Raw genomic sequence first — 23,574 nt, forward strand, 5'->3', positions numbered from 1 at the left:
CGGCTCCGCCCGCCCCACTGCTTGTCACTTGCAGCGCTTACTGCTCGATCGCCTGGCCTCCGGTTTCCCGGCGCATTTCACTGCGCAGCTTCGCCAGGGCTTCGTCCCGCGCTGGTTCGGTGATGATGCGGTAGGCGCGCTTGCGGGCTGCTTCCTTGATCGCTTTCTGGAACTCGTTGTTGTCGAAGTACAGCTTCATGAAGTCGGTGTTGCGCTCGGCGTTCTCCGCGACGATGTCGTCGAGCCGGTCGTCGGCAACTTGTCCGAAGCGGGCCTCGTCGTTCATGAGCGCAACCTGCTGCATCGCGGTGTCCTCGACCAGGCCAACGACCTGCTGGTAGACGAGGATCTGGTCGGAGGTGCTGAGGTCGAGTCCGAATCGGTCGTTGAGCTCTTCGATGATCTCGGAGAGCGGCTTCACCTCCGGCTCCCGGTAGCCCCCGCCGTCGGCGGCGTGCCCCCGGACATCGCGGTCACCGACGGCGGACAGCGACACGTTGTGCCGTCCGGTGAACTCAAGGCGGAAGTGACTCAGGTCCGCGTCCCCTATGTCGACCGAGGTGGAAGGGCGCCCGGGCAGACGGATTAGCAGGATCCTGCCGTACTGGTAGAGGCGTTCCAGGTCCCGGTCACCCCAGTCGACGATTTGGGCGATGAGGCTGTAGGCGCGTACGTAGTCCTGCAGCGCGCCCCGGAAGTCTTCCCGTTCGTCGTCTGTTTCCAGAGCATCGAAGCGGTCGAGGGCTGGCTTGAGGTACTCGTGGAGCTCGGCGTGCAGCTTCCGCTCAGCGGCGTCCGGCATCCGGCCGGGACCGGCTGCGGACAGGACGCGGATGAAGGCCTCCATCTCCGATGCCGCCAGGAGGCCGTATCCCATTACCTCGTGCTGCTTGGTGTAGAGGAGGTTGGGGTCGCTCGGCTCGGTGATGGTCGTCTCGAACCAGTCCTCGAAGGCGGCCTGGATGTCGGAAGCCTCGTTGACGAAGTCGAGAATATGCACGTCGTCTTGCGACTTGAGCGGGTGGATGCGGTTGAGCCGAGACAGCGTCTGCACAGCCGCGACACCGGTCAGCGGCTTGTCGACGTACATCCCGCACAGCAACGGCTGGTCGAAGCCAGTCTGGTACTTCTCCGCGACGACCAGCAGCCGGTACTCCTCCTGGGCGCGGGCGACCGCCTGTGGATCGTCGGCCTTGGTGTAACCGAACCTGTCCGGCAACTGGCCCTCAGGGAAACCGTTGAGCTGGGCCTCGGTGAACTCCAGGCCGGCGTCGTCCTTAAGCTGCCCGGAGAATGCGACGAGCGCGCCACAGTCGTTGTACCCGCGCAGCGTGACGTACGCGCGGATCGCTTGGTAAAGGTCCAGTGCGTGCTGACGGCTGCTGGTGACGACCATGGCCTTGGCTCGGCCTCCGAGCCGGCCGGTGATGTTCTCCCGGAAGTCGTCGACGATCAGCCGCGCCTTCTGCTCCAAGGACTTGGGGTGCTGCTCGGCGTAACGGACGAGTTTGGTTTTGGCCTTCTTCTCGTCGACGTCGGGGTTGGAGATGGCCGACTCCGCTTGGTCGACGGCGGCGTTACGCAGCCGCCACTTGGTGTTGTAGGTGATGTAGTTGGCGAGCACGTCGAGGATGTAGCCCTCGTCGATCGCCTGTCGCATCGAATAGATGTGAAAGGGCACGTACATGCCCTGCTCGCCGGTGCGCTGGTTCACCCGGTCCGGGTCGAAGGTGCCGAACAGCTTCAGGGTGGGCGACTTCGGGGTGGCGGTGAAGGCGAAGTAGGACAGGTTTGGCTGCTTGCCGCGTACCCGTGTCATGTACTCCACGGGGTCCTCGTGCTCCTCGCGAGCCGGAACATTCGAACCGAGCGCCTGCTTGATCTTGATCGCCGATTCACTGCCCTGTGAGGAGTGCGCCTCGTCGATGATGACCGCGTAGCGCTTGCCGGACAGGCCCATGTCGGCGATCTTCTTCAGCACGAACGGGTACATCTGCAGGGTGCTGATGACGATCTTCGAGGTGGAGTCGTCCAGGGAGTTGGCGAGCTGGGTCGAGTCCTCGTCGATCTTTTTGACGACGCCCGGGGTGTGGTCGAACTGGAAGATGGTCTTCTGAAGTTGCCGGTCGAGGACCACCCGGTCCGTGATCACTATGATCTTGTTGAAAACTGGCTGGTTGGCGGCGTCGAATAGGGTGGAGAGGCGATGCGCCAACCAGGCAATCGTGTTTGACTTGCCGGAGCCGGCCGAGTGCTGGACCAGGTAATTGTGCCCGGCCCCGTGTTCCCGCGCGTGGGTGACCATCTTCTGTACGGCGTCCCACTGGTGGTAGCGCGGGAAGATGCGGGGTGAGGTGTGCGGGTTCTCCTTCGCACCCCTCTTGTCCGGGGCCTTGACGTGGATGAAACGGTGCAAGATCTCCAGCCAGTTGTCGCGCTGCCAGATCTGCTCCCACAGATAGGCGACGCTGTACGAGCCGGGGGCGGCGGCCGGGTTCCCAGCCCCGCCGGACACGCCGGGGCCCTTGGAGCCGAGGTTAAACGGCAGGAATTCCGTATCGGCACCGTGTAGCCGCGTGGTGATGAAGGCCCGGTCGGGGTCAACGGCGAAGTGGACCAAGGCCCGTTTGGCAAAGAACACGTCGTTCGGGTCGCGGTCGCGACGGTACTGCGCGACGGCGTGGTCGGCGTTCTGGTGGGTGTTCGGGTTCTTCAACTCGACCGTGGCGACCGGCAGACCGTTGACGAAGAGCGCCACGTCGAGTGAGCGGCGGGGGTGACGGGTGCTGTAGTGCAGCTGACGGGCCAGGGTCAGCACGTTCGCGTTGTACTCGGCGAGTGCGTCCACGGCCAGGGTGTGGCCGGGGCGGAAGTACACCAGGTCGATCTGTACGCCTCGGTCGCGCACGCCCTGGCGCAGAACATCCAGCACGCCGCGTGCATCGACCTCGGCTGCGACGCGTTCCGCGAACTGGCGCTTGGCGGTGTTCTGGTCGCCGCCATAGAAACCGATGAGTCGGTCCCAGGCCTTCTGCTGCGTCGCGTCGATGAAGCGGTACATCTCGCCAGCGTCGATACCGAGCTCGACATTGAATGTGCCTTGGGCGCGGGACCAGCCGCGCGCGAGCAGCTCGGCTTCGACGCTGGACTCAAATGCGTCTTCGGAGTGGGCTCCGCGGATGCTCATACGATGCCTCCGGACTGGGACGAACGGCTGGCGGTCGTGACATCGAACTGTCCGGTGACGGCGGCGATGATCAGAGCCTGGCGACGTTTGGTGAGGAGGGCGTCCTGGCCCTCGATTGCACTCCTGATCGCCTCAATTACTGCTGTTTCCTGGCTGATGTGCCGAGCAATAGTCCGCTGTACGGGCAGTGGTGGTACGGAAAGGTGCAAATCTGCGATATCGCCAAGGCCGAGGCCGACCTTGGTCCCGCCATAACTGTTCCCAGTCAACTGCCCCTTTGCTGCGGGCGACTTAATAGCGTAAGCAAGCCATTCGGGATCGCAAATAGACAAGGTCGGGCGTACAAGGGCGATATGCTGACTAACGTTTCCGTTTACTGCGATGCCGTCAACGATAGCAACTGACCCGATGTCTGCGGTGATGCTTACCAGAATGTCCCCAGGCTTCGTTCTGGTTCGTTCGCGTTCAGGACCACGAGGGGCCGTGACGCGAGCCATGTTAGAAGTATCTAGCTTTACTCCTCTGCGTGGAATATTCAAGATTCGCAAGAATGGGGTCCCTTCGTCCGCGATCAAATCACCCCATCCGCGCGGCCCGCTGGTAATTCGAGAAGCTAGATGCTTAAGGCGAACGAAGCTACTTCCATCTGCTCGGTATGAAGCATCGAGTAGCGAGGGTTCGCGAGTGTTGAGGCGATTGATTTGAGTGCGACGCCGCTCAACGATCTGGTCAATCCGGGATGTTTCGACGTCGAGGAAGTCGGAGATGCGGCGCTGCTCATCGAGGGGTGGAATGGCGCAATGTTCGGCCAGGAGGGCCTCAGCGTCGAGGTTCTGGATCCCTGTTGTCTGCTTGATAAACTGTCGTGTGAATCCTGACCAGTAGAGGCCATTCAATAGGTAGCAGGCGAATCGAGAGTCAACGGACGCCGTAACCTTCATCCGGGCATTGAAGTTCGAGCAAACCGTGGGAACATCGAGATCAAAGAGAGCGACACTGCCGACTGGTTGATCTGCGCTGCCCCCAGATTTTTCGATCACCAAGTCTCCGCGCGATAGCTCGTGGTCTCGACGGACGCTAGGCGCGACGCTTCTGCGTGGCATCTTTGCGGAAATGATTCGACTGGTCGTGCGATCAAAATCGGTTCCCCGGGCGCAAAAAACATCGCTTTGACCATCGGGATCATCACCCCAAGTGCCATTGCGGACAGAGGTGAAGAGATTCTTGAGTCGGGTATCACGCCACCCAGTCTTCGAAGTCACGCCGACACCTCGCCCAGCAGCTTCTGGATCTGCACCTCAAGCTCGCGCAATTCTTCGTCGATGTCCGCCAGTGGCCGTGGCGGCGTGTACACGTAGAAGTGCCGAGTGAAGGGGATCTCGTAGCCGATCTTCGTCTTCTCGTGGTCGATCCAGGCGTCCGGGACGTGCGGGGTGACTTCGCGGGTGAAGTAGGTCTCGATGTCCTCGTCCAGCGGAATGTTCTCGTAGTCGCGCAGATCAGGGTCCGGGAGGATCGTCTCGATGCCGGCCTTCTTGGTCTTCTGGACCTCGCCTTCGGGGTCGGCGACGGAGACCGCGCCCCAGACGCCCTTGAGGAGCGCTGCCGAACCAGGCCACTGCGCGCCGTATGCCGCGACGGCTGCGTGAAGGGCGTCTCGCGCGTCCTGCTTTGTCCACCACACCGAGCCTGTCAGCCCGCGCAATGCTTCGACCAGGGCCTTACGGCCGTCCCACTTGGTGAGTGCCTTCGCGTTCTCCAGCGCGGCGAGGGAGTCCTCGGTGATCTCGAAGCGCAGCTTCAGAGGGCGTTCGACGGTGATGCGGTGGTAGCCGAAGTCGCGGGTCTTGAAGACCTTGACCTTGGCGTGGTCCGGGTGGTTCTCGTTGACCGCGCCGGCGAGTGCGTCGACGTACAGCTCGGTGATGTGCTTGATCTGCTCGTCGTTGATCTGCTTGCGCTTGTCACCGAAGGATTTGCGCATCTTCTCCCACTGGTCGCGGGCATCGAGCAGGGCCACCTTGCCGCGCAGCGCCTCGGGCTTGCGGTTGGAGAGGATCCAGAAGTACGTGGAGATACCGGTGTTGTAGAAGAGCTGGTCCGGGAGGGCGACGATGCCCTCCAGCCAGTCGTTTTCCAGGATCCACTGCCGGATCTTCGACTCGCCGGACTCGGCCGCGCCGGTGAAGAGCGGCGAGCCGTTGAAGACGATGCCCAAGCGGGCCCCCTTGCCCTCAACGGGTTCCATCTTCGAGAGCAGGTGCTGGAGGAAGAGGAACGATCCATCGTTGATGCGGGGTGTGCCCGCGCCGAAGCGGCCGGCGTGGCCGATCTCAGTCTCGGCCTCGACCTCGTCCTTGACCTTCTTCCACTCCACGCCGAACGGTGGGTTGGCCAGCATGTAGTCGAACTTCTGGTCCGGGTAGCCGTCGTCGCTGAAAGAGTTCCCGAAGTGGATGCGGCCGGGCTGGTTGCGCATGAGCATGTCCGACTGGCAGATGGCCCAGGACTCTGCGTTGAGTTCCTGCCCGAAGAGGTAGACCTTGGCCTTCGGGTTAATCGACTTGATGTGGTCCTCGGCCGCGGTAAGCATGCCGCCGGTTCCGCAGGCGGGGTCGAGGATGTTGATGACCTGGCCCTCGCCGGCGATGGTCTCGGCGTCCGGGGCGATGAGCAGATTGACCATCAGCTTGATGACTTCGCGAGGGGTGAAGTGCTCACCGGCGGTCTCGTTGGAGTCTTCGGCGAATTTGCGGATCAGGTGCTCGAAGACGTAACCCATGTCGTGGTTGGAGAGCTTGTCGAGGTCATGCATCGTATTGAACTTGCCGACGACCTTGTAAAGAATCTTCGCGCCCGCGAGCTTGGTGATCTCGTTGTCTAGGTCGAAGCGGGACAGGATCTTCCGGACGTTGGGGGAGAAGCCGTTGATGTAGTCGCGGAGGTTCTTCGCGACGTTCGGGGCGTCCGAGGCGATCGAGGCGAAGTCCTGATCGGAGGTGTTGTAGAAGGACAGCTTGGCGGCGAGCTCCAGCAGCCGGTCCTTGTTCTGGACCTCCAGCGACGCGTTGCGCGCGCGTACCGCGTCGCGGGTCGGCGCCATTACTGCATCGAGACGACGCAGCAAGGTGAACGGCAGGATCACCTGCCCGTACTCATGGCGCTTGTAGTCGCCGCGCAGCAAGTCGGCAACCGACCAGATGTCGTTCGCCATCTTGGTGTGCGTGGGTGCTGAGGTCACAGATCTCTCGTCTCGTCGTCAGCCGGCTCGGCTTCATCAGTGTGCTGCGAGGTGGTGAACTCCGGTGCCAGAACACCGGTGGTCAGTCCGTGGATGGTCTGCTTGATGACGTGCGTGCTCGTTCTCGCGAGCGTGGTGAGTACGTCCTCGAGCTGCTGGAGGTGGCGGAACGCATCTCCGTAACGGCGTTGATCAGGGAGGGGCATGCGGGGAACGCGGCAGCGGCGCAGGTCCTCGCGGCTGAGTACGCCGAGGGTGTTGGATACCGGCAGCGCGTTGGCGTCGATGCGCAGGAAAGTGGCGAGGAAATGTGAGTCCAGCCGGGTGCCGTCGATCTCGATTACCTGTGCGATGCCGATGTCATCCTCGGCGCTGCCGGTAGCAACGACCGGCGGGCGGCCGAGAGTCCGAAGTAGCAGGTCGCCTGCGCGTGGGGTGGTCTCGCGGGAGCGGATTTTCAATGCACCCGCACGTTCCAGCTCGCCAAAGGTCACGTACACGTGGTGTGCCGGCTTCGGCGACGTGGCGAAGCGCGGAAGGCCTTGGCCGATGCGCATGTACATGTCCTGCAGTCGGTCGGTGACCTGGAGGAAGTCCTCGGGACTCGCCTCGGTATGCGAGTTGATGTGCCGGGAGGGCAGAAGGTTGGCATCGCCGTTGAGGAGTTCTCGGCGGGGAACGGCGCGGAATATTGTCGAGTGGGCATCTGCGAAGAGGCGTTCCCACGCAGCGAACTCCTGGGGCACGTCGGCCGGATCGCCCAGTCCTGCGAGGTCGACCATGCGCACCGTCTCCGTGGCGACAGCATCGTAGGGGCGTTGCAGCACCCAGAGACAGAACTCGGTGTCAGTCGCCGATCCCATTCCCTTCGGCAGCGTGATCACGTCGCGCAGGGCCCCGGAACGTACCAGTTCGGCGCGGATGTGTTCTCCGGAGGGCTGGACACCCGTACGGGGTGGCACCGCGATCACAGCCAGGCCGCGGGGCCGTAGATGGGCGTAGCAATGCTGGACCCAGGCCAGCTCGCTGTCACGTGGAGCAGGGACGCCGAATACCCAGCGCGGATCGGTGCCCAGCTCGTCGGCGGGCCAACGGGGCAGGTCGAGAGGAGGCTCGCAGACCACGGCCGCCGCTTTACCTAGGTAGGCGTCGAGCTGATTGTCCAGGAAGGAGTCACCGGTGTGGATCTCGTACGGTGCCCCGTGGGCGTTGCTGCGTAGATTGTGGGCGGCGGCCGAGGCGTCCAACTCCTCGACTTCCTGGCCAACGAGCTTGACGGCATCCCCGAATCGATCCGCGACGGCCATCAGCAACGTGGCCTTGGAACAAGCTGGGTCGAGTACTGCCGGTTCCTCCGTGAAACCCGCTTCAATCGGTCGCCCCACGGCTGTGGTGCGTGGCAATAGGGCCACCATCGCCCTGGCCAGCAGCTGTGCGAACCCTAGGTTCGCGACTCCATGCTCCCGTTGTTCCTCCGGTAGGCGGTCGCCGTGTAGGGCAGAGTGCGGCGCTTCCTGCTCTACACGGTGAGTGCCGGTATCAGTGCGGCCAGCCGTCGATAGCTGATCGCCCTTACCGGTGTCCTTCAGCCATGCCTCGACCTCGGCCCGAGAGAACGTCGGACTGCGCTGGTCACCACCTACCGGCTGCGGGAACGCGGGGTACCGACGGCGCCAGTTGGACACGGCGGCACGTCCGACGCCGGCCAGCCTGGCGATTGCGGCGGCCGTCATCTCCTCGTGCTCGGCTGAACTCATGACGGTGACCATATCGGTCAGATCTCTCCCCAGGCAAGCGTTTGTGAACATGCCCGTATTAAGTCAACGGTCATCTGTGAACATCGATGCCTGACGTCAACATCTTGCGTGCGGTCTCTGGCGCCGCTACGGTTCCTTCCGGCGGGAGCTCTTGGTTCGCCGACTGCACCTCGCATGCCATCAAGTCCCGCGTCGTTCCAGGCGCCCCACGGCTCCGCAGAGCCGGACGCCCCAGCCCGCTCAAGGAACCGACGCTCCACAAGATCGAGCACACACCTCATCTCGGAAACGGGGGACCCCGGTGCACCACCAGCGCAAGGCCCGCACGATTCAGCGGGCGCTCCGCCCCTGCCGCAAGCGGCAGACCTCCTGTGGCAAGACCTGGTTCGTCGACCGCATCGCGGCCGACCTCACGCTCTCCAGGATCCGCGCTCACGGCCGAGCCAGAGGGAAGGAGCCGATCCGCTCCTACCTCTGTCCCCGGTGCCACGGCTGGCACCTGACCGCAACCCCGGCCCGGCGTACTCACGGTGCGCCCCAGAAGCCGACCCGCCGTCACTGACCGAGCGGAACCGTGAGCCGGCGGTTCGGAGGGCACAACCGAACCGCCGGCGTAAACCACGCGCTATCGCGTCGTTCCGATCGGCCGGACCAGCTGTACGTGCACCGGACCGTCTCCAGGCCACACACATCGAAGAGGACACCCGTGACGATCGAAACCCCCAGCACCGGCCCCCGCCCCCACCGGGCGAAGAAGTCGCCGACCACCCGGAAGACCTCGCTCCACCGGCTTCGCGCCAAAGGATCTACCTGGGACGAGGAGCTGAGCGCCTTCGTGCTGCCCCGCTACCTGGACCGCGAAGGCTTTACGAGCCGTTCGGTCAACAAGGACGGCCTCGACGGCCTGCTTGTCACCGGCACGATCACCCCAGGGCGGGCCGACTGGTGCGACCCGCTCAGCATCCTGACGGGGCACCCTGTTGCAGAGGAGAACCGGACCTCGCTCGCCCTCTTCCTGGTCCGCACCGAGAAGGCGGTCTACGGCCTCACCTACGGCATGGGCCACCTGATGATCGACCCGGTCCGGATCGACCCCGGATTCGGCATCGAGTTCGCCGTCCGCTGTCTGAAGGAGGACCGCATCACCAAGGTCCGCCGCCAGGTCATGGACGCCCGAGGTCGGACTGACGAGAACTCCGCCACCAGCGGTGAGCACATCCGGGGCTTCGGCATCGAGCAGTTCGGCGAGATCGTCAGCCAGATATCCGGGCAGATCGACAACGTCCCTCTCACCTTCGCCAAAGGCAACAAGCGGCCGGCCCACGTCACCGGTAACGACCGGTCGGTCAAGATACATCTCGGGAGTTCGCCCGCTGCCCTGCTCCACGACCTCCAGCGGATCGAGGAGGTGTGCGCCCGTCCCAATCCGCTGCCCGAGTTCGAGTTCATCGCCCAGGTCCGGCCGCTCAGCCCGAAGAGCGAGCAGGCGCAGAACCTTGACGCGCGCCTTGATGCCATGCTCGGCGAGGGGCAGACCAGCCGCATGGCTCTCGCCGTGCCCAGCGTCTGCAGGGAGCGTTTCGAGTTCGCCGAGTCCTTCAAGGTGACGCTCGCCGGCCATGCCGGGCAGTACGCCGAGCTTGACGTCGACCAGTTCGTCGCCACTGTTCAGCACCGCCCGGAGGGAGGCCGCCTCCGCGCGCTCCGCGAGGGTCGTATTCAGATGTTCGCCAGCACCGATGACTCCGAAGCGAACAGCGGCAAGGTTCCGGTCGACCACTGGCTCACCGCGGAAGTGCCCGATGGAGTGGCGCACTTCTTCTACTGGCAGGGGAAGTGGTACGAGATCGGAGCCGAGTACCTCACTGTTGTCGAGAAGCGGATCGTCGAGCTTCTCGCCCAGCCTGCCAGCGTCACGATGCCGCCCTGGACCATCGAGATGTGCGAGATGGGTGAGAAGTGCGGGAGTCCTGCGAAGCACAAGAGGCACAACGCGCATGACGAGGACTGGTACAACAAGGAGGTCGCGGCGCAGGACGGGTACGTGCTGCTCGACAAGAACAACGTACACACCGAGCGACTGCGCGGAGGCGGCCTGGAGATCGCTGACGCTCTCGGGCCGCAGGGACAGTTCATCTGTGTGAAGAAGGCACCGTCCAGCACCGCCCCACTGAACCACCTCTTCGCTCAGGGGCGCACAGGGATCGAGACGGTTCGTTTCGACCTTGAGGCCCGGAAGGACTTCCTCTCCAAGGTGGACGAGCTTGCTCCCGGGCACCCGCTGGACAGGTCGTTGAGTGCACCGACGCTCGTGTTCGGGATCTTGCTCAAGGACGGAGCCGAACTGACCCCGGAATCGTTGTTCGCTTTCGCCAAGGTCTCTCTCCTGCATACGGCGACGGCGCTCCAGGGGATGGGAGCTCGCCTCGAGATCGTGTCGCTCTCCCGGACAGCGAAGACCGGGGCGGCGGACGCAGCCATGGGCTGAGCTGGAGAAGCAGGCGCCCCCAGCCGCGGTGGAGACGCAACTCTGCATGTATTTATCACCCATAGGGGCGTCCGCGTGCGCCTGCGCGAGGCTCATCGAGGTGACACTTCGTGGCCGCGGAAGAGCGCACGGAAGGCAGCCGACTGGACGGCAGCGAGGCGTCCGCGAGATCGTCGTGGAGGTGATCACCGGGCAGGCCGCCAACGCTCCGGCCCGGAAGGCGCACTCGATCCCTACCTTGCGGAGCGGAGAATGCGGCGGTCCGAACCGGTGCTGATCTTGTGCCCGAGGCGATTGCAGTTCCCTGTGCACAGCGATTCCTCCGCCAAGGCTTCTCGCTGCCCAACCGGACGCTCGTGCCACGCAGACTGCCGACCAACGGGGATAAGGGCCCTGAGACGCGGCCCTGCCCACGACAGCGGCTACAGCTATGTGAAGGGTGCGGGTTCTCGTCTGCACCGCTCTGCTGAGTCGCTTGGGCGGGCTTTGTCAGAGGAAGAAGGGGACGGTCTGGGCTGATCCGCTTAGCTTCTCCGCGCCCTCGCGCCGTCAGGCTTTGACGGCAGCGACTTCTCGCGCCCGTCCCACCAGCTCCTTCACCGGCCGTGCGCCGACATGAGCGCGAATCTCCCGGCGCATCGTTCCGAAGTGCTCGTCGCCGCGTGCGGAGGAGACGAGTTCGTACTCGTCCAGGAATCGATTCCAGGAGGCGCACGCCGCGTCCAGATGCCCGTGGGCGAGCTGCCGCTGGGCCAGCAAGGCGTAGGAGTGCACGCGGCCCTGTCGTTCCTGTGCGGGCTGCACCTTGATGGAGTCCTGGAGCGCTTTGATGCTGCCGGGCAGGTCCCGCTCCTCGTACAAGACGTGCGAGAGGTGGAAGAGCCACGCGGTGCGGTCGTATCCGCCCACGGCATCGCGCCGGTTGTCGGCCTTGGACAGTGCGGCCTCGGCCTCGCTCAGCCGCGTGTGGGCCTGTCGGCGGTCCTTGACCATGGACGCTGCGTGCGCCTGCTGGCCCCGGAGGAACGCTACTAGGCGGGGGCCGGCCTGCGGTGCGGCCTCGGCGGCGCTGTCGGCGAACTCCAGCCCCTTTCGGCCGTGGCGGAGGCTCGTCATCTGCAATGACATGCCCCGCAGTGTGCGGCAGTACGTCACGTGGTCCCCGGCTTCGTCGGCGAGGGAGAGGGCTTTGAGGTACCAGCGCTGGGCGGCGGCGTGGTCTTTCTCGTACATCGCCATCCAGCCGGTCAGATACGTGAGGTCCGAGGCTGCCGCCTTCATATCGGCCGAGACCGCCCCAGACGCCTGCGCCTTCATCCACGGACCCACGGTGTTTACGAGGAACGCTGCCGCCATGGGCCGCGCGTGACCTGCACCGTCCTCGTCCAGGATGTCCGCGATCCTGGTGGTCGTGCGCCGCACCGAGGCGACCTGCGAGCCGCCGATCCGAGTGGTGGCCTTGCCTGGTGAGACCGGCTCACTGGCGCGCGCTGTGGCTGTGCCGAAGGCGGGCACGGCCAGCGCTGCGGTAAATACGCCGGCTGCGAGGACGCCGCGTCGAGAGGGATCCATGTCCGCCCTTCCCAGGTCGATCAACTCCTCAACAGTGTCGCGGTGTTGTGAGCCCAGGGAGGACGTGGCCGGGGTCAGTCCTGCCTCCTCGTGCGTGATGGGCCTGCCGATCTTCTCCGACAGGGCAGCCACCACGAGCGCCCTGACCTGCTGCTTTGGCTGGTGCCCGCGAAGCCACATGGAGACGGACTGTCCGCTGTAGGTCAGCGGCATCCCGGCGAGCCTGCCGATGCGGTTCACCGCGCGGGCGAGCTCTTCGCGCTGACATTGTCCCTGGTCAAGCAGGGTGGCCAGCCTGGTGTTCGGCGTACGCGGTGTACCTGCCATGGGTGATTCTCCCGACAGTTCCGACAGTTCCGACAGCTTTTACGGCGTTTACGTGCGCGCTCTCTCTTCACGGTACCCGCGCAGCGTGACCGGTAGTTGGCTGTACGTCAGGAACCAGACGGAACCATCACGTCCAGCCAGGGAGCCCACGGTGACCCCCATGACCGCCACCCCGCACCCCCACCACCGGAGCAGCGACCCTGTGGACCTTGCCCTCGTCGACAATGCCGTCCACCGCGCCGAGGGTCTCGCCGTCGCCGACCCGGCCAGCCGCCTCGCCGACGCCGTGGCCGCCGAGTTGACCATCCACCTGGCCGCGCTGATCCCGCCCGCCGAGTACCACCTGGGCCGCATGCCCGGCCGCAGCCCTGCCGAGCAACGCGCTCGCGACGTGCTCGCCGACAGCATCGGCCACGCCAGATCGGTCCACCATGACCAGCAGACCGGCGCCTTCACCAACCCGTCCGCCCGGCTCTACCTCCTGGCTGGGGCGTGCCGCCTTCTGAAGAACGCGATGGTGCCGTCATGGTGAGCCGCAGGCATGGTCACAGGGTCCGGCGTCCGGTGCGCTCCGGGGTGACCGAGACGGTCATCACCACGGCGCTCGTGTCGCTGGTCGTGATCACCTTCGGCGCGCTCCTCATCCACACCCTCACCGGCCGCTAGCACCCTCCTCGAACTCCCGTGCCGGGCAAACCCGCTCACCCAACGTTCTCCCTGCGAGGCGGGTCAGCACGGGTCTTGCGGGCAGAGTCGCCCGCCCCGGAGCACCACCGACGAATGGAACCCGCTGTGAAGCAACGACTGGACCAGTCCACCAGCCTGCAAGCCACCACGCTCGGCGACATCGAACTGGGCCCACTGTTCACCGACCGAGCCCAATTCGAGGTGCCTGACCTGGCAAGCCGCTTTGCCTACAAGAAGGAAGCGGGCTCCTCGGACACCAACCACGAGTACGACAGCCTCAAGGTCTGACCCGCCCCCGCTGCTTCTTCTGCGCGCCAGGCCCGGCCGGGCCCAGATCCCGCCCGGCCGGGCCTGCGCCCCACCCCCGTGGAGGACTCGTGCTTAAGCTCCGCATCGAACCCGCCCCAGCCCGCCGTGGGACCAGTGGCTGGGCGTGGAACAACACTCGCCTGGAACGCGGCTCGTCTTGGGTGGCCCCCCTTGATCACCCGGCCGTGGACGCAGTCGCCCTCACCGACCGCGATACCGGACAGGCGCTCATCCATGTACGTGAGCGCAACGCCCACCGCGTGGGCGGGGGCCGACGCGTTCTGGTGGAGCTGCCCTCTGCCACCTTCCGCCAGCTCCGCGCGGAGCTCCTGGCGTGGCCTCTGGACTTCGTCGCCATCGACTTCGCCCCAGAGGGCGCGGTCAGCGTACGAGCCAGCGAACGTGGCACCGCACCGCTCTACCTCACGGCCAACGACGGTGTGCTGCACGGGTCGTGGACCACTGCGGACCTCGTCAAGCGACTGCCTCGCGTGGACTTTCACATCCCCGAGACTGCACGCCTGCTCAGCCTGTGGTTCCGCTATAGCCATCACACCTGCTTCACCGGCCTGTACCGGCTGACCGAGCGCGCAACCGCCCACTACGACGGCCACGGGCCGGTCCACTTCGAGCTGCCTGCCCCGGCACTGCACTCCAAGGCCCGCACCCTCGCGGATAGCGCCGACGTACTGACCGCCTACGGCACCATGCTCGACGGGGTGCTCGACCGTCACCTCTACGACCCGGACACCACCAGCGCGCACATCTCAGGCGGCTTCGACTCGGCCGTCACCGGCACCCATCTGTCCCTGCGTCACCCCGAAAGGATCACTGCTTCGGCGATGACGCTGCCGGGCCCGATGGGGAAGCAGCAACGTGTACGCCGGGCCGAGATGATCCGCACCGGACGCTTCCGCACCGACATCACCACCCTTGCCCATCCTCCACTGCACCCCGGCGGCCGTCGCGCAACGGGCGGCTACGTATACCCCTACGAAGAGCCCTACCACGAAGCCACAGCCGCCCTCGTTGAGCAGTTGACCCGCGCCGGCATCCGCACCGTGGTGACCGGGATCGGCGGCGACGAGATGGTCGCCCTGACCCCTGAGGAAGCTCCGCACCAGCCCGTCGGGCCAGGGCACGCGATGACCGAATGGCTGGGCCCAGTGGCCCGAGAAGCCCTCAGGGATGTGGACGGAGACACCTGCCCACCCGCCGTGGTCAACGAAATGACCCTGCTCGCAATGGCATCGGCTGCCCCGCTGCTACTGGATGCCGGGATCTGGCCCCTGCACCCCTTCACCGACCCGGACATGATCCGCTTCGGCGAATGGCTGCCCCAAACCTGGCGCTCCCGCAAGAATCTGCACCGCCACCGCCTGACTGCTCTGGGCTTTTCCGAACTGGTGGTGGAGCCGCCGCTGTCGGAGAACTTCACCGACGTCATGAACACCGCGATCCGCACCACACTGCCCGCACAGGTGCGGCGCCTGCTCGATGAGGGATCCCCACTCATCGACGCCAAGCTCGTAGACGCCGACGCCCTCAACCAGGCACTGACGCGCATCGAATCCGGCAACATCCGCGCTACGGACGACCGTCTCGCCGACGTCGTCGCCGCTGACCTCGCCTACCGCGCCGCCCACCACTGAGAGTCTTGCAGACATGTACCTGATGCGACCCGCCAGCGCCCACGATCGGGCCGCCTACACCGAGCTGATCCGCGCCCGCGCTGCCTGGATGGTGCGCACGGGCAAGGTCGGCGGTGAAGACCTTCTCGAAGACGGCCGGGCCGAACGCATCGCCGCGCAGGCGGGGAATGGCCACACCCCAGTCTGGGCACTGATCACCCCGGAGGGCGAACTGATCGGCTGCACCAGCCTCTACGACCAGACACCCGAGTGGGGCTGGACCGATGCCGAGCGCTCCGATCCGGCGCTCTTCCTGGCCACCACGTTCACCCACCCCGACCACCGGGCCGCCCAACCGGGCACCCTGATCGCATGGTGGGCCCTGGGGCACGCCGCTCAGACCGGAAGGCTCTGGGTGCGGCGCGGCTGTGGACACCTGGGGCTCGTGCGCTACTACCGCGACCGGCAGGGTTTCGACCTGATTCACGAGACCGAGCGAGGCGGCCACCCCGTCTACCTTCTAGCCCGCAAAGCAGAGGAGATCGGCCACCTGCCGGTCGCGACCGATCTGACGGGAACTTGCAGCTGACTCTTCCAGAAATGCCCACCCAGTACGTTCACCGAGTACGACGCCGCGTTTCAGCGTAAAGCCCATGGCAAGCTCATCATCGCCCGCATCGGCCAAGAGCCCGCCTTGTACCGGCACTTACGCGACGTCCCCGGACCCGAGGCCGAAATCTTCGGCCCTGTGGCCAGCGCGACCGTCGCTGAGCTGGGATGCGGCACTGACCACCACCGCGCCCACTACGGGTACGGGCTTGCCCGCGGAATTGGCAACGATGTCTCGCCGGTGCGCGCCTCCACCCCGCCGGGTGGCGGCCCGTGCCTCGGATACCCCCGAGAGCCGCCCTAGACGATTGCGGACACACTGGCAGCCGGTCGCGTTCCCGTCGTGCGATGGATGTACTCGATCTAGCGCTGGTTACGGATCTTTTTCGAGCACAGGTACCGCCCTGCCAGCGTTGTGATGCGACCGGATCACGAGGTCGGGCATCCGTGTGAGAGCCAGCTCTGAACCGCGGGTCTGCGCCGGAGTCGGAGAGAGCTTCGGGCTTCTCCGGAGCTGGTCAGTGAGGACTTCGACAGTGTCGATCACTTCGGAGCAGGGCGTTCCGCTCTTGTCCAAGCGGGCGGTGTGGTGGTCGCGGTCCAATGCCGCGACCTCGGGAGGCCGCCATGTTTCTGTCCCTGCCACTCTCCGGTGCGCTCTTGCTGAGCGCGCTGTCTGTCTCGGCCGCGTGTGCGCTGGAGGACGTACGAGTGTGCTTTCGCCGTGGGGCTGGTCGTCACCGCCGCGTGCCAAGTGGTCGTCATGCGCAGCGCGGAGGTGCGCGATGAAGCCCGGGGTGGGGCTCGGTGCGCCGGAATCTCGGAAGCTCTACAGCTGGGGGACGGGAGTTGAGAATCCGGTCGGGCAGGCGCGCACCGTTGTGTGTGCCGAGTTCGCCAGACTCGGTGTGCCGGGAGATGTCGCCGAGAACGCTGTGCTTGCGGTGTCGGAGCTTGTGGCCAACGCTGTCGAGCATGCGTGTGGACCGTACGTGGTCAGCTTGAGGCAAACGGAGCGTGAACTGCTCTGCGAGGTGCATGACGGGTGTTGTCGAATGCCCGTGGTGACCTCGGCCCTCTCGTCCGTACCGTTCGAGCCCCGGGAGGTTGACCGGGGCGGCGGCCTTGACGCCCTGTGCGAGGCACTGTCTGAACGCGGGCGGGGCTTGGGGATCGTGAACTACCTCAGCCGGGGCAGCTGGGGCGTTCGCCGGACCTCGGGAGGTAAGTGCATCTGGGTGGACGTGCGTTCATGCAATAGCTGAGCGAGAGCGGCGAGCGTCGTGATGTTGACGTTCGCCGCTCTCGCTTGGGGCCGCACCTCTATGGCTTGCCGCGAGTTGGTTGAAACCGTGAACTCGCTGTCGTCCCAATCTGGTTGGGGTGACCACGCTGGGCTCCCCTTGACCAGGCCCACACCGTAAGAGTGAAAGGGAAGCGATCCCTCCGCCGTGCGTTTAACGCACCGTAATCCTGGGGCATGACGGGTCCACCACCTGGTGACCATGCGTGCACACCGTGTAATGCATGGCTGGTGAGAGCGGGGGCGTATGGCAACAATGAAGAGAACGCGCGGGGCGGCAACAGCTCTTTGCGCCGTTGGGCTGGCGCTCGGTCTGAGCGCGTGCGCGGAGGGCTCACCTGGACCGAAGGGCGCGAGCGCTTCGCAGGCTGCCAAAGCAACGACGTCGCCTCCTCCATCCTCGTCGCCGTCCCCTGTGCGCGAAGGGGAGGGTAAGGCGATCGCGACGTACAGGGCGATGTGGGAGGACGCCGCAGCTGCTTCGCGTACGTCCGACCCCAAGCACCCTCGGCTCAATGACCATGCCAAGGGCGATGCCCTGAGCCTGCTGCGCTACATGATGGAGCAGACACGCAAGAAGGGGGTCACCAGTCGGGGCGCGGCCAGCATCGCGCCGACGGTGGCGAAGTCGAGCAAGGCTGAACTCGAATTGTTGGATTGTGTCGACGGGTCCAAGTGGGTGCAGGTCAGGCCGACCGGTTCCCCTGACGGCGTCGGGGGCGCGCACTACCGCACCGAGGCGACCGTCACCTTCAAATCCGGGAAGTGGATGGTCTCCGAGCTCTACTGGGGGGAGGCGGGATCATGCATGGACTGAGGCCCCGTCTCTTGGCGAAGACCGCGGCCGCCTTCGTTGTGGCGTCGTCAATGCTCGGGGCGCTGACTGGTCCAACTCGCGCTAGCGCCGATGGGGACCCCAGCATGGATGTTGCCACGGGCGTGAAGTGCCATGCCGGTAGGTGTGGTGTCGGTGCGGCGTCCAAGGCACGCCCTCCATATCCGGGGCGCCCGGGTGGTGGCTCTGCTTCCGGGGGCTCGGCGGCGACGGGCAGAGGTGCGAGTTCTGGAAGTGGCGCGAGTGAGTGGAAGCGTCGGCCGGGCCAGATGTACGGTCCGCGCGGTGTGCCCCTGCCCGGGCAGAACTTCGCTGAACCGGATGACAAGGAGCCGCCTGCCAGGAAGAAGGGCGGGGGAGCTCGTCCGGAGCCTGCTGTCGTGGCTCAGCAGGCGGTGCGGGAGTTGGTGTTGCCTGACCCGGAGATTCGGACCAATCCTGATGAGGCGTATGCCCAGTTGGTGCGGGTGCCGACGTGGATGTGGTTGGACCGGGTGATGTGGAAGCCGGTGTCGGAGACTGTGAAGGTGCCGGGTGTGTCGGTGACGGCCACGGCGATACCGCGGAGCGCGGCGTGGCGCATGGGTGACGGCAAGACGGTGGTGTGTGAGGGAGCGGGGACGGCGTACTCGGCGAAGTACGCGGCCGATTCCGAGTCCCCGGACTGCGGACACACCTACATGCGGTCGTCGGCAGGGGAGCCGAAGGAAGCGTTCACGATTTCGGTGACCGTCACCTGGGATGTGGAGTGGCACGGCGGGGGCGAGCAGGGGGTTATTCCGGGGCTTCAGACGCGGGCGCAGATGGCGTTGCGGGTGGCTGAGGCGCAGGCGTTGGTCGTGTCCTGACCCTCTGGCAGGGCGGGTGTATCGGGCGCCGGGGCCGGTGCCGCAGGGTCTCTCTTTGATCGAGTGGGTGGAGTGTGGGTACCTCTATGTCTTCTTCCGGGTCCGCGGGCGTGAACGGCGGGTGGGCGGCGCTGCATCCGCCTCGGCGGCCGGTTGATACGCCACCTGTTGGTGACGGGCTGGTGGGGGCGCGACGGCGTTGGCGGCCGGGCCTTGTCGCGCTGGGTGTGGCGGGAGCGGTCGCGTGTGCGGGCGGGGCCGCGTGGACGGTGGGCAATGCGGGGGAGCGGAAGCCGGTGCTGTCCGTGGTGGGGCCGGTCGCTGCGGGCGAGGTGATCGAGGAGCGTGATGTCGGCGTCGTACGGCTGGGCGTGGATGACGCGCAGCAGGTGGTTCCGGCCGGGCGGCGTGCGGCGGTGGTGGGGCGGCGGGCCGTGGTGCCGTTGACGGCGGGGCAGTTGCTAGCGCCCGGGCAGGTGGGGGACAGGGCGGGCTTTCCTCCTTCGGGGCTGGCCTTGGCTGTGGTCGGGGTGGAGGCGGGAATGCTGCCTGCCGGTCTGGCGGCCGGGCAGCGGGTTGCTGTCGTGCCGGGCATCGAACCGGGCGGGCGTGCGGCAACGGAGGAGGACGCGAAGCTTCCCGATCCGGTCCTTGGCGTGGTCAGTGCGGTGGGGCGGCCGGAATCGGCGTCCGGCAAGGGTGCGGTGACCGTGCTGGTGGAGGGGGCGGCGGTGCGTCGGGTGGCGCAGATGCCCGAGCCGCGGATCGCGGTGCTGAGCGAGTCGGTCAAGGAGGTGTCGTGATGCGGCAGATCGTGGCCCTGGGCTCGTTCAAGGGGGCGCCGGGGGTGACCACGCTGGCCTTGGCGCTGGCCGCGGCATGGCCGCCTGCCGGCGGGCGGCCGGTGGTGGTGGAGGCGGACGCCGATGGTGGCGATCTCGCCGTGCGGTTCGGGCTGCCGGATGCGGCGGGACTGCTCGCCCTGGCGGCCGGCGCTCGACACGGCGGAACGGAGCGGGTGCCCGCAGAGCTCGAGGGCTGCGCGCAGGACGTCGCGGGCAGCCTGCGCGTCGTGGTGGCCCCGACGGGAGGGCAGCAGGCAGCGCCCTGCGTGGCGGAGGTCGCGGCGTGCCCGTCGGTGCTGCGTGGGGGCGGCGACAGCAAGGGGGCGGTGCTGCTCGATCTGGGACGCCTGGGCGGTGGCCGGTCGCAGGAGCTGGCGCGGTCGGCGGACCGGGTGGTGTTGGTGGCCCGAGGTGAGGCGGACGCGCTGGCGCAGGTCGCGGCACGTCCGGAGTGGCTGGAGGCGCTGCGGCCTGAGTTGGTCGTGGTGGGAAAGTGCCGGTACTCCGAGCCTGACATGGCCCAGGCCCTGCGGATGGAGCGGGAGCGGATCCACGTGCTGCCGTGGGATGTAAGGGCGGCGGCTCTGCTGATCGGTGCCGCCCACATGCCCCCTCGGCGTTGGTCTCGCGCCCCCCTGTCCAGGGCCGCGGCAGCCCTGGCCCGCCAGCTGGCCGGGGCCGGCAGCGAGCCGGGACGCGGCGGCCAGTGCGGTGAGCTCGCCCAGCTCGGCTCCCCGGCCCTACCTCCTCAGCCGCCCGGCTGGCCCGCCGTGCTGCCTTCCGGGCAGAGGGGCGAGATGCCGTGATGGACTACATCCTGGAGGAACAGCACACCGCCGAGAGGTTCCGGGAGAACATCGCCCAGACCCTGACGGGTTTTGCGCACTCCCGAAGTGAGGCCGGGCTGCCCGTGCAGAGCGGCGGGGAACGACGCGTGCTGGCGCAGAAACTCCTCGCCGATGAGATCGCCTCCCACAACCAGGGACGGCTGCGGGTGGGCCGGCCCGCCCTGCATGACGGCGAGCGGGAAGCCCTGGAACGCGCAGTGATGGAGGGCCTGTTCGGCCTCGGCCCGCTCCAGGAACTCCTGGAGGACGAGCGGATCGAGAACATCCAGATCAACGGCGCGGACCAGGTCTTCGTCCGCTACGCCGACGGCAGCGAGGAGCAGCGCGCCCCGGTGGCCGCCTCCGACACAGAACTCATTGACCTCGTACGGCAGATCGCGGCCCGGTCGGGCCTGGAGGAACGGCGCTTCGACCGGGGCTCGCCGAGCCTGAACGTGTGCCTGCCGGACGGTTCGCGGCTGTTCGCGGTGATGGCCCTCTCGCACCGGGTGGGACTGACGATCCGCAGGCACCGCTTCAAGCGGGTGTCGATGGACGACCTGGTCGATCGTCTCGGGGTGTGCGACCGGCCGCTGGCGGCCTTCCTCACGGCGCTGGTGCTGGCCCGCAAGAACATCATCATCGGGGGCGGAACCAACGTCGGGAAGACCACCGTGGCCCGAGGGCTGGCCTCGGTCATCGCACCGCACGAACGGCTGGTGACGATCGAGGACACCCTCGAACTGGGGCTGCACGAAGACCCCGTGGGTCACCGCAACGTGATGGCCCTGCAGGCGCGCGAGGCGAACCTGGAGGGCGAGGGGGCAGTCGACCAGGCGGAGCTGGTGCGCTGGGGGCTGCGCATGTCCCCGGACCGGGTGATCGTCGGGGAGATCCGCGGGGCGGAGGTCGTACCCATGTGCAACGCCATGAGCCAGGGCAACGACGGCTCCCTGTCCACGATCCACGCCTCCACCTCGCGTGGGGTGTTCACCAAGCTCGCCGCCTACGCCGCCCAGTCCCCCGAACGGCTCTCACTGGAGGCCACGAACCTGCTGGTCGCCTCGGCCGTGCACTTCGTGGTCCACCTGGGCTGGGACGTGCAGGGGCGGCGCGCCATCGACTCCATCCGCGAGGTTGTCGACGCGGACGGCACGCAGATCGTCTCCAACGAGATCTACCGGCCCGGCCACGACCGGCGGGCCGCCCCCGGGGCGCCGCTGCGCCTGGAGACCCTTGAGGACCTGGTGAACGCCGGCCTGGATGTGGAGCTGATGCGCGGCGAGCGGCGGGGGAGCATTTCATGACCCACGGTGTCTTGATCGGCCTGCTGCTGGGCGCGGGATTCGCGCTCTTCGCAGGCATGATCGTGTACGGGGTGCGCCCGCACCCGCGTGACGAGAATCCGGCGCGACGGTGGCAGATGCCCTGGAAAGAGAACGGGCGGCAGTGGATGCGGGCCGCGGCGGGCGGCATCCTGGCCGCCGCGGTCACCGGCTGGCCGGTGGCCGGGCTGCTCACCCTCGCGGGCGTGGTGGCTCTGCCCCGCCTGCTGGGCCGGGACAAGCAGGCCGCAGAGCGGACGGGCAGGCTCGAAGCGGTCGCGGTCTGGGCCGAGATGCTGCGCGACACCCTCTCGGCGGCGGCCGGACTGGAACAGGCGATCCTGGCCACGGCGCCCGTCGCCCCACCGGCCCTGCGCGAGGAGACGGCCCGCCTGGCCGCCGCCATCGACCACGGTCGCCCGCTGGGCGAGGCGCTGCGCGCCTTCGCCGACGATGTGGACGACGCGACGTGCGACATGGTCACCGCCGCACTCGTCCTGGCCGCCGAACACCAGGCCCGCCAGCTTGCGCCGCTGCTGGGTCAGTTGGCGCTCTCCACGCGCGAGCAGGTGACCATGCGGCTGAAGACGGAAGCCGGGCGGGGGAGAGTGCGGACCTCGGTGCGCGTCATCACCTGCACCACCCTGGGCATGGCAGCCGGGGTGGTGCTCCTCAACCGCCCCTACCTCGACCCCTACACGACCGCCGAGGGGCAGCTTGTTCTGGCCGGGGTGGGCGGTCTGTTCTCGCTCGCCTTCTGGTGGCTGATGAAGATCGCCACCCTGGAAGAAGAGCCCCGGGTCCTCAAGGGCGCACGCCCGACGCCCAGGGAGGTGGCGGCCCGATGATGGCGATCCTCCTGGGGCTTGGGCTCGGCGGCTTCCTGGCCCTGACCGTGTACGGCATCAACCCGCCGCGCGCCTCACTGGCCCACACCCTGGCCCAACTGGGCAGGACTCCGGCTCCCCCTTCCGCGGTGCCCCGCACGGAGGAGGCGGACGGATGGGCAGCGCGCCTCGGGCTGCGCGCGGTACCGGCATTGAAGGCCTGCGGGCTGCCCACCGGCCATCTGCGCCGGGACCTGGAAATCGCGGAGGTGCCCGTCGAGCGGTTCCTGGCCGAGAAGGCCACCGCCTTTATGGTCGGCGTTCTCGCGCCGAGCCTCGCCTCCCTGCTGTGGTGGGCGCTGACCGGGAGCAGCTGGGGATGGCAGTTCTCCGCGATCACCTCCCTCGCCACCGGGGCCTTGCTCTTCTTCACGCCGGACCTGTCCGTCCGGGCCACGGCCAAGCGGCGCCGCAAGGAACTGCGCCACACCCTGTCCGTCTTCCTCAACCTGGTCGTCATCGCCCTGGCCGGTGGCGCCGGGATCCACCAGGCCTTGGCGGATGCCGCAGCCGGTCCGCAGGGTTGGGGTGCGGCCCAGCTGCGGCGCGCGCTGATGGCTGCGGATGTGGGGCGCCGGAACGTGTGGCACGAACTGGGTGAACTCGGTGCCCGCACCGGGGTCCAGGAGTTGGCGGAGCTCGCGGCGACGGTATCCCTTGCCGGCAGTGAAGGAGCCAAGATCCGTATTTCGCTGGAGGCCAAGGCCGCCGCGATGCGCACCCGCGGTCTGGCCGAAGCCGACGGCGCCGCGCAGTCCGCGACGGAACGCATGTCGTTGCCCGTCGTCGTGCTCTTCGCGGGCTTTCTGGTCTTCATCGGCTACCCGGCTCTCGAAAACGTGCTGGTCGGACTCTGAGAACCGATTCGGAGCACTACATCCCTGCTACGGAATGGA

General features: G+C 66.8%; 18 protein-coding genes. 13 read left to right on the forward strand and 5 right to left on the reverse strand.

Translation table 11 applies throughout. From position 1 onward, the window contains the following. Positions 1–37: 37 nt before the first annotated feature. From ACIBCK_RS36750 to ACIBCK_RS36765, 4 genes are read right to left on the reverse strand one after another with little or no spacing between them, the layout of a single operon-like run. Complete coding sequence (locus tag ACIBCK_RS36750; protein ID WP_399397418.1) at positions 38–3,187, reverse strand: type I restriction endonuclease subunit R; 3,150 nt, start codon at positions 3,185–3,187, stop codon at positions 38–40. Further along, on the reverse strand, positions 3,184–4,449 hold the full coding sequence (locus tag ACIBCK_RS36755; RefSeq protein WP_399397420.1) for a restriction endonuclease subunit S: 1,266 nt from the start codon (positions 4,447–4,449) through the stop codon (positions 3,184–3,186). Before ACIBCK_RS36755 ends, ACIBCK_RS36750 begins: the two co-directional genes overlap by 4 nt. Continuing rightward, positions 4,446–6,401: an N-6 DNA methylase gene (locus ACIBCK_RS36760; protein ID WP_399397518.1), complete on the reverse strand. Its 1,956-nt coding sequence runs from the start codon at positions 6,399–6,401 to the stop codon at positions 4,446–4,448. Before ACIBCK_RS36760 ends, ACIBCK_RS36755 begins: the two co-directional genes overlap by 4 nt. Before the next feature lie 23 nt (positions 6,402–6,424). Next, positions 6,425–8,185 carry an N-6 DNA methylase gene (locus ACIBCK_RS36765; RefSeq protein WP_399397422.1) on the reverse strand — a complete coding sequence of 587 codons (1,761 nt, stop codon included), beginning with the start codon at positions 8,183–8,185 and terminating at the stop codon, positions 6,425–6,427. A gap of 706 nt (positions 8,186–8,891) precedes the next feature. Here ACIBCK_RS36765 and ACIBCK_RS36770 point away from each other — a divergent pair. Further along, positions 8,892–10,673 (forward strand): DUF6119 family protein, encoded by a 1,782-nt coding sequence (locus ACIBCK_RS36770; RefSeq protein ID WP_399397424.1) that lies wholly within the window; start codon positions 8,892–8,894, stop codon positions 10,671–10,673. 549 nt (positions 10,674–11,222) lie between these two features. Here ACIBCK_RS36770 and ACIBCK_RS36775 read toward each other — a convergent pair. Next, positions 11,223–12,572 (reverse strand): hypothetical protein, encoded by a 1,350-nt coding sequence (locus ACIBCK_RS36775; RefSeq protein WP_399397426.1) that lies wholly within the window; start codon positions 12,570–12,572, stop codon positions 11,223–11,225. Between the two features lie 160 nt (positions 12,573–12,732). Here ACIBCK_RS36775 and ACIBCK_RS36780 point away from each other — a divergent pair, with 160 nt between their 5' ends. The 12 genes from ACIBCK_RS36780 (at position 12,733) to ACIBCK_RS36835 (ending at position 23,535) form a co-directional block, all read left to right on the forward strand. After that, positions 12,733–13,104 carry a hypothetical protein gene (locus ACIBCK_RS36780; protein WP_399397428.1) on the forward strand — a complete coding sequence of 124 codons (372 nt, stop codon included), beginning with the start codon at positions 12,733–12,735 and terminating at the stop codon, positions 13,102–13,104. A 260-nt stretch (positions 13,105–13,364) separates the two neighbouring features. Beyond that, a complete protein-coding gene (locus ACIBCK_RS36785; protein WP_399397430.1) occupies positions 13,365–13,547 on the forward strand; it encodes a hypothetical protein in 183 nt (60 codons plus the stop codon). Between the two features lie 206 nt (positions 13,548–13,753). Continuing rightward, a complete protein-coding gene (locus ACIBCK_RS36790; protein ID WP_399397431.1) occupies positions 13,754–15,220 on the forward strand; it encodes an asparagine synthase in 1,467 nt (488 codons plus the stop codon). Between the two features lie 13 nt (positions 15,221–15,233). Then, complete coding sequence (locus ACIBCK_RS36795) at positions 15,234–15,788, forward strand: GNAT family N-acetyltransferase (protein ID WP_399397433.1); 555 nt, start codon at positions 15,234–15,236, stop codon at positions 15,786–15,788. An 805-nt stretch (positions 15,789–16,593) separates the two neighbouring features. Continuing rightward, positions 16,594–17,073, forward strand: coding sequence for an ATP-binding protein (locus tag ACIBCK_RS36800; protein WP_399397434.1), 480 nt, complete (start codon positions 16,594–16,596; stop codon positions 17,071–17,073). A gap of 453 nt (positions 17,074–17,526) precedes the next feature. Then, positions 17,527–17,928, forward strand: a complete 402-nt coding sequence (locus ACIBCK_RS36805) for a hypothetical protein (protein WP_399397436.1) — start codon at positions 17,527–17,529, stop codon at positions 17,926–17,928. A gap of 398 nt (positions 17,929–18,326) precedes the next feature. Continuing rightward, positions 18,327–18,794, forward strand: a complete 468-nt coding sequence (locus ACIBCK_RS36810; RefSeq protein ID WP_399397438.1) for a hypothetical protein — start codon at positions 18,327–18,329, stop codon at positions 18,792–18,794. Between the two features lie 296 nt (positions 18,795–19,090). Continuing rightward, positions 19,091–19,597, forward strand: a complete 507-nt coding sequence (locus tag ACIBCK_RS36815) for an SAF domain-containing protein (protein WP_399397440.1) — start codon at positions 19,091–19,093, stop codon at positions 19,595–19,597. Then, positions 19,597–20,445 carry a hypothetical protein gene (locus ACIBCK_RS36820; RefSeq protein ID WP_399397442.1) on the forward strand — a complete coding sequence of 283 codons (849 nt, stop codon included), beginning with the start codon at positions 19,597–19,599 and terminating at the stop codon, positions 20,443–20,445. The genes ACIBCK_RS36815 and ACIBCK_RS36820 overlap by 1 nt, the downstream gene beginning before the upstream one ends. Beyond that, positions 20,445–21,773 carry a CpaF family protein gene (locus ACIBCK_RS36825; protein WP_399397520.1) on the forward strand — a complete coding sequence of 443 codons (1,329 nt, stop codon included), beginning with the start codon at positions 20,445–20,447 and terminating at the stop codon, positions 21,771–21,773. The genes ACIBCK_RS36820 and ACIBCK_RS36825 overlap by 1 nt, the downstream gene beginning before the upstream one ends. Further along, a complete protein-coding gene (locus tag ACIBCK_RS36830) occupies positions 21,770–22,639 on the forward strand; it encodes a type II secretion system F family protein (protein WP_399397444.1) in 870 nt (289 codons plus the stop codon). The genes ACIBCK_RS36825 and ACIBCK_RS36830 overlap by 4 nt, the downstream gene beginning before the upstream one ends. Further along, complete coding sequence (locus ACIBCK_RS36835; RefSeq protein WP_399397445.1) at positions 22,636–23,535, forward strand: type II secretion system F family protein; 900 nt, start codon at positions 22,636–22,638, stop codon at positions 23,533–23,535. Before ACIBCK_RS36830 ends, ACIBCK_RS36835 begins: the two co-directional genes overlap by 4 nt. Positions 23,536–23,574 lie beyond the last annotated feature (39 nt).

It is taken from the genome of Streptomyces sp. NPDC051218 (assembly GCF_044455475.1).
Classification (GTDB): Bacteria; Actinomycetota; Actinomycetes; order Streptomycetales; family Streptomycetaceae; genus Streptomyces.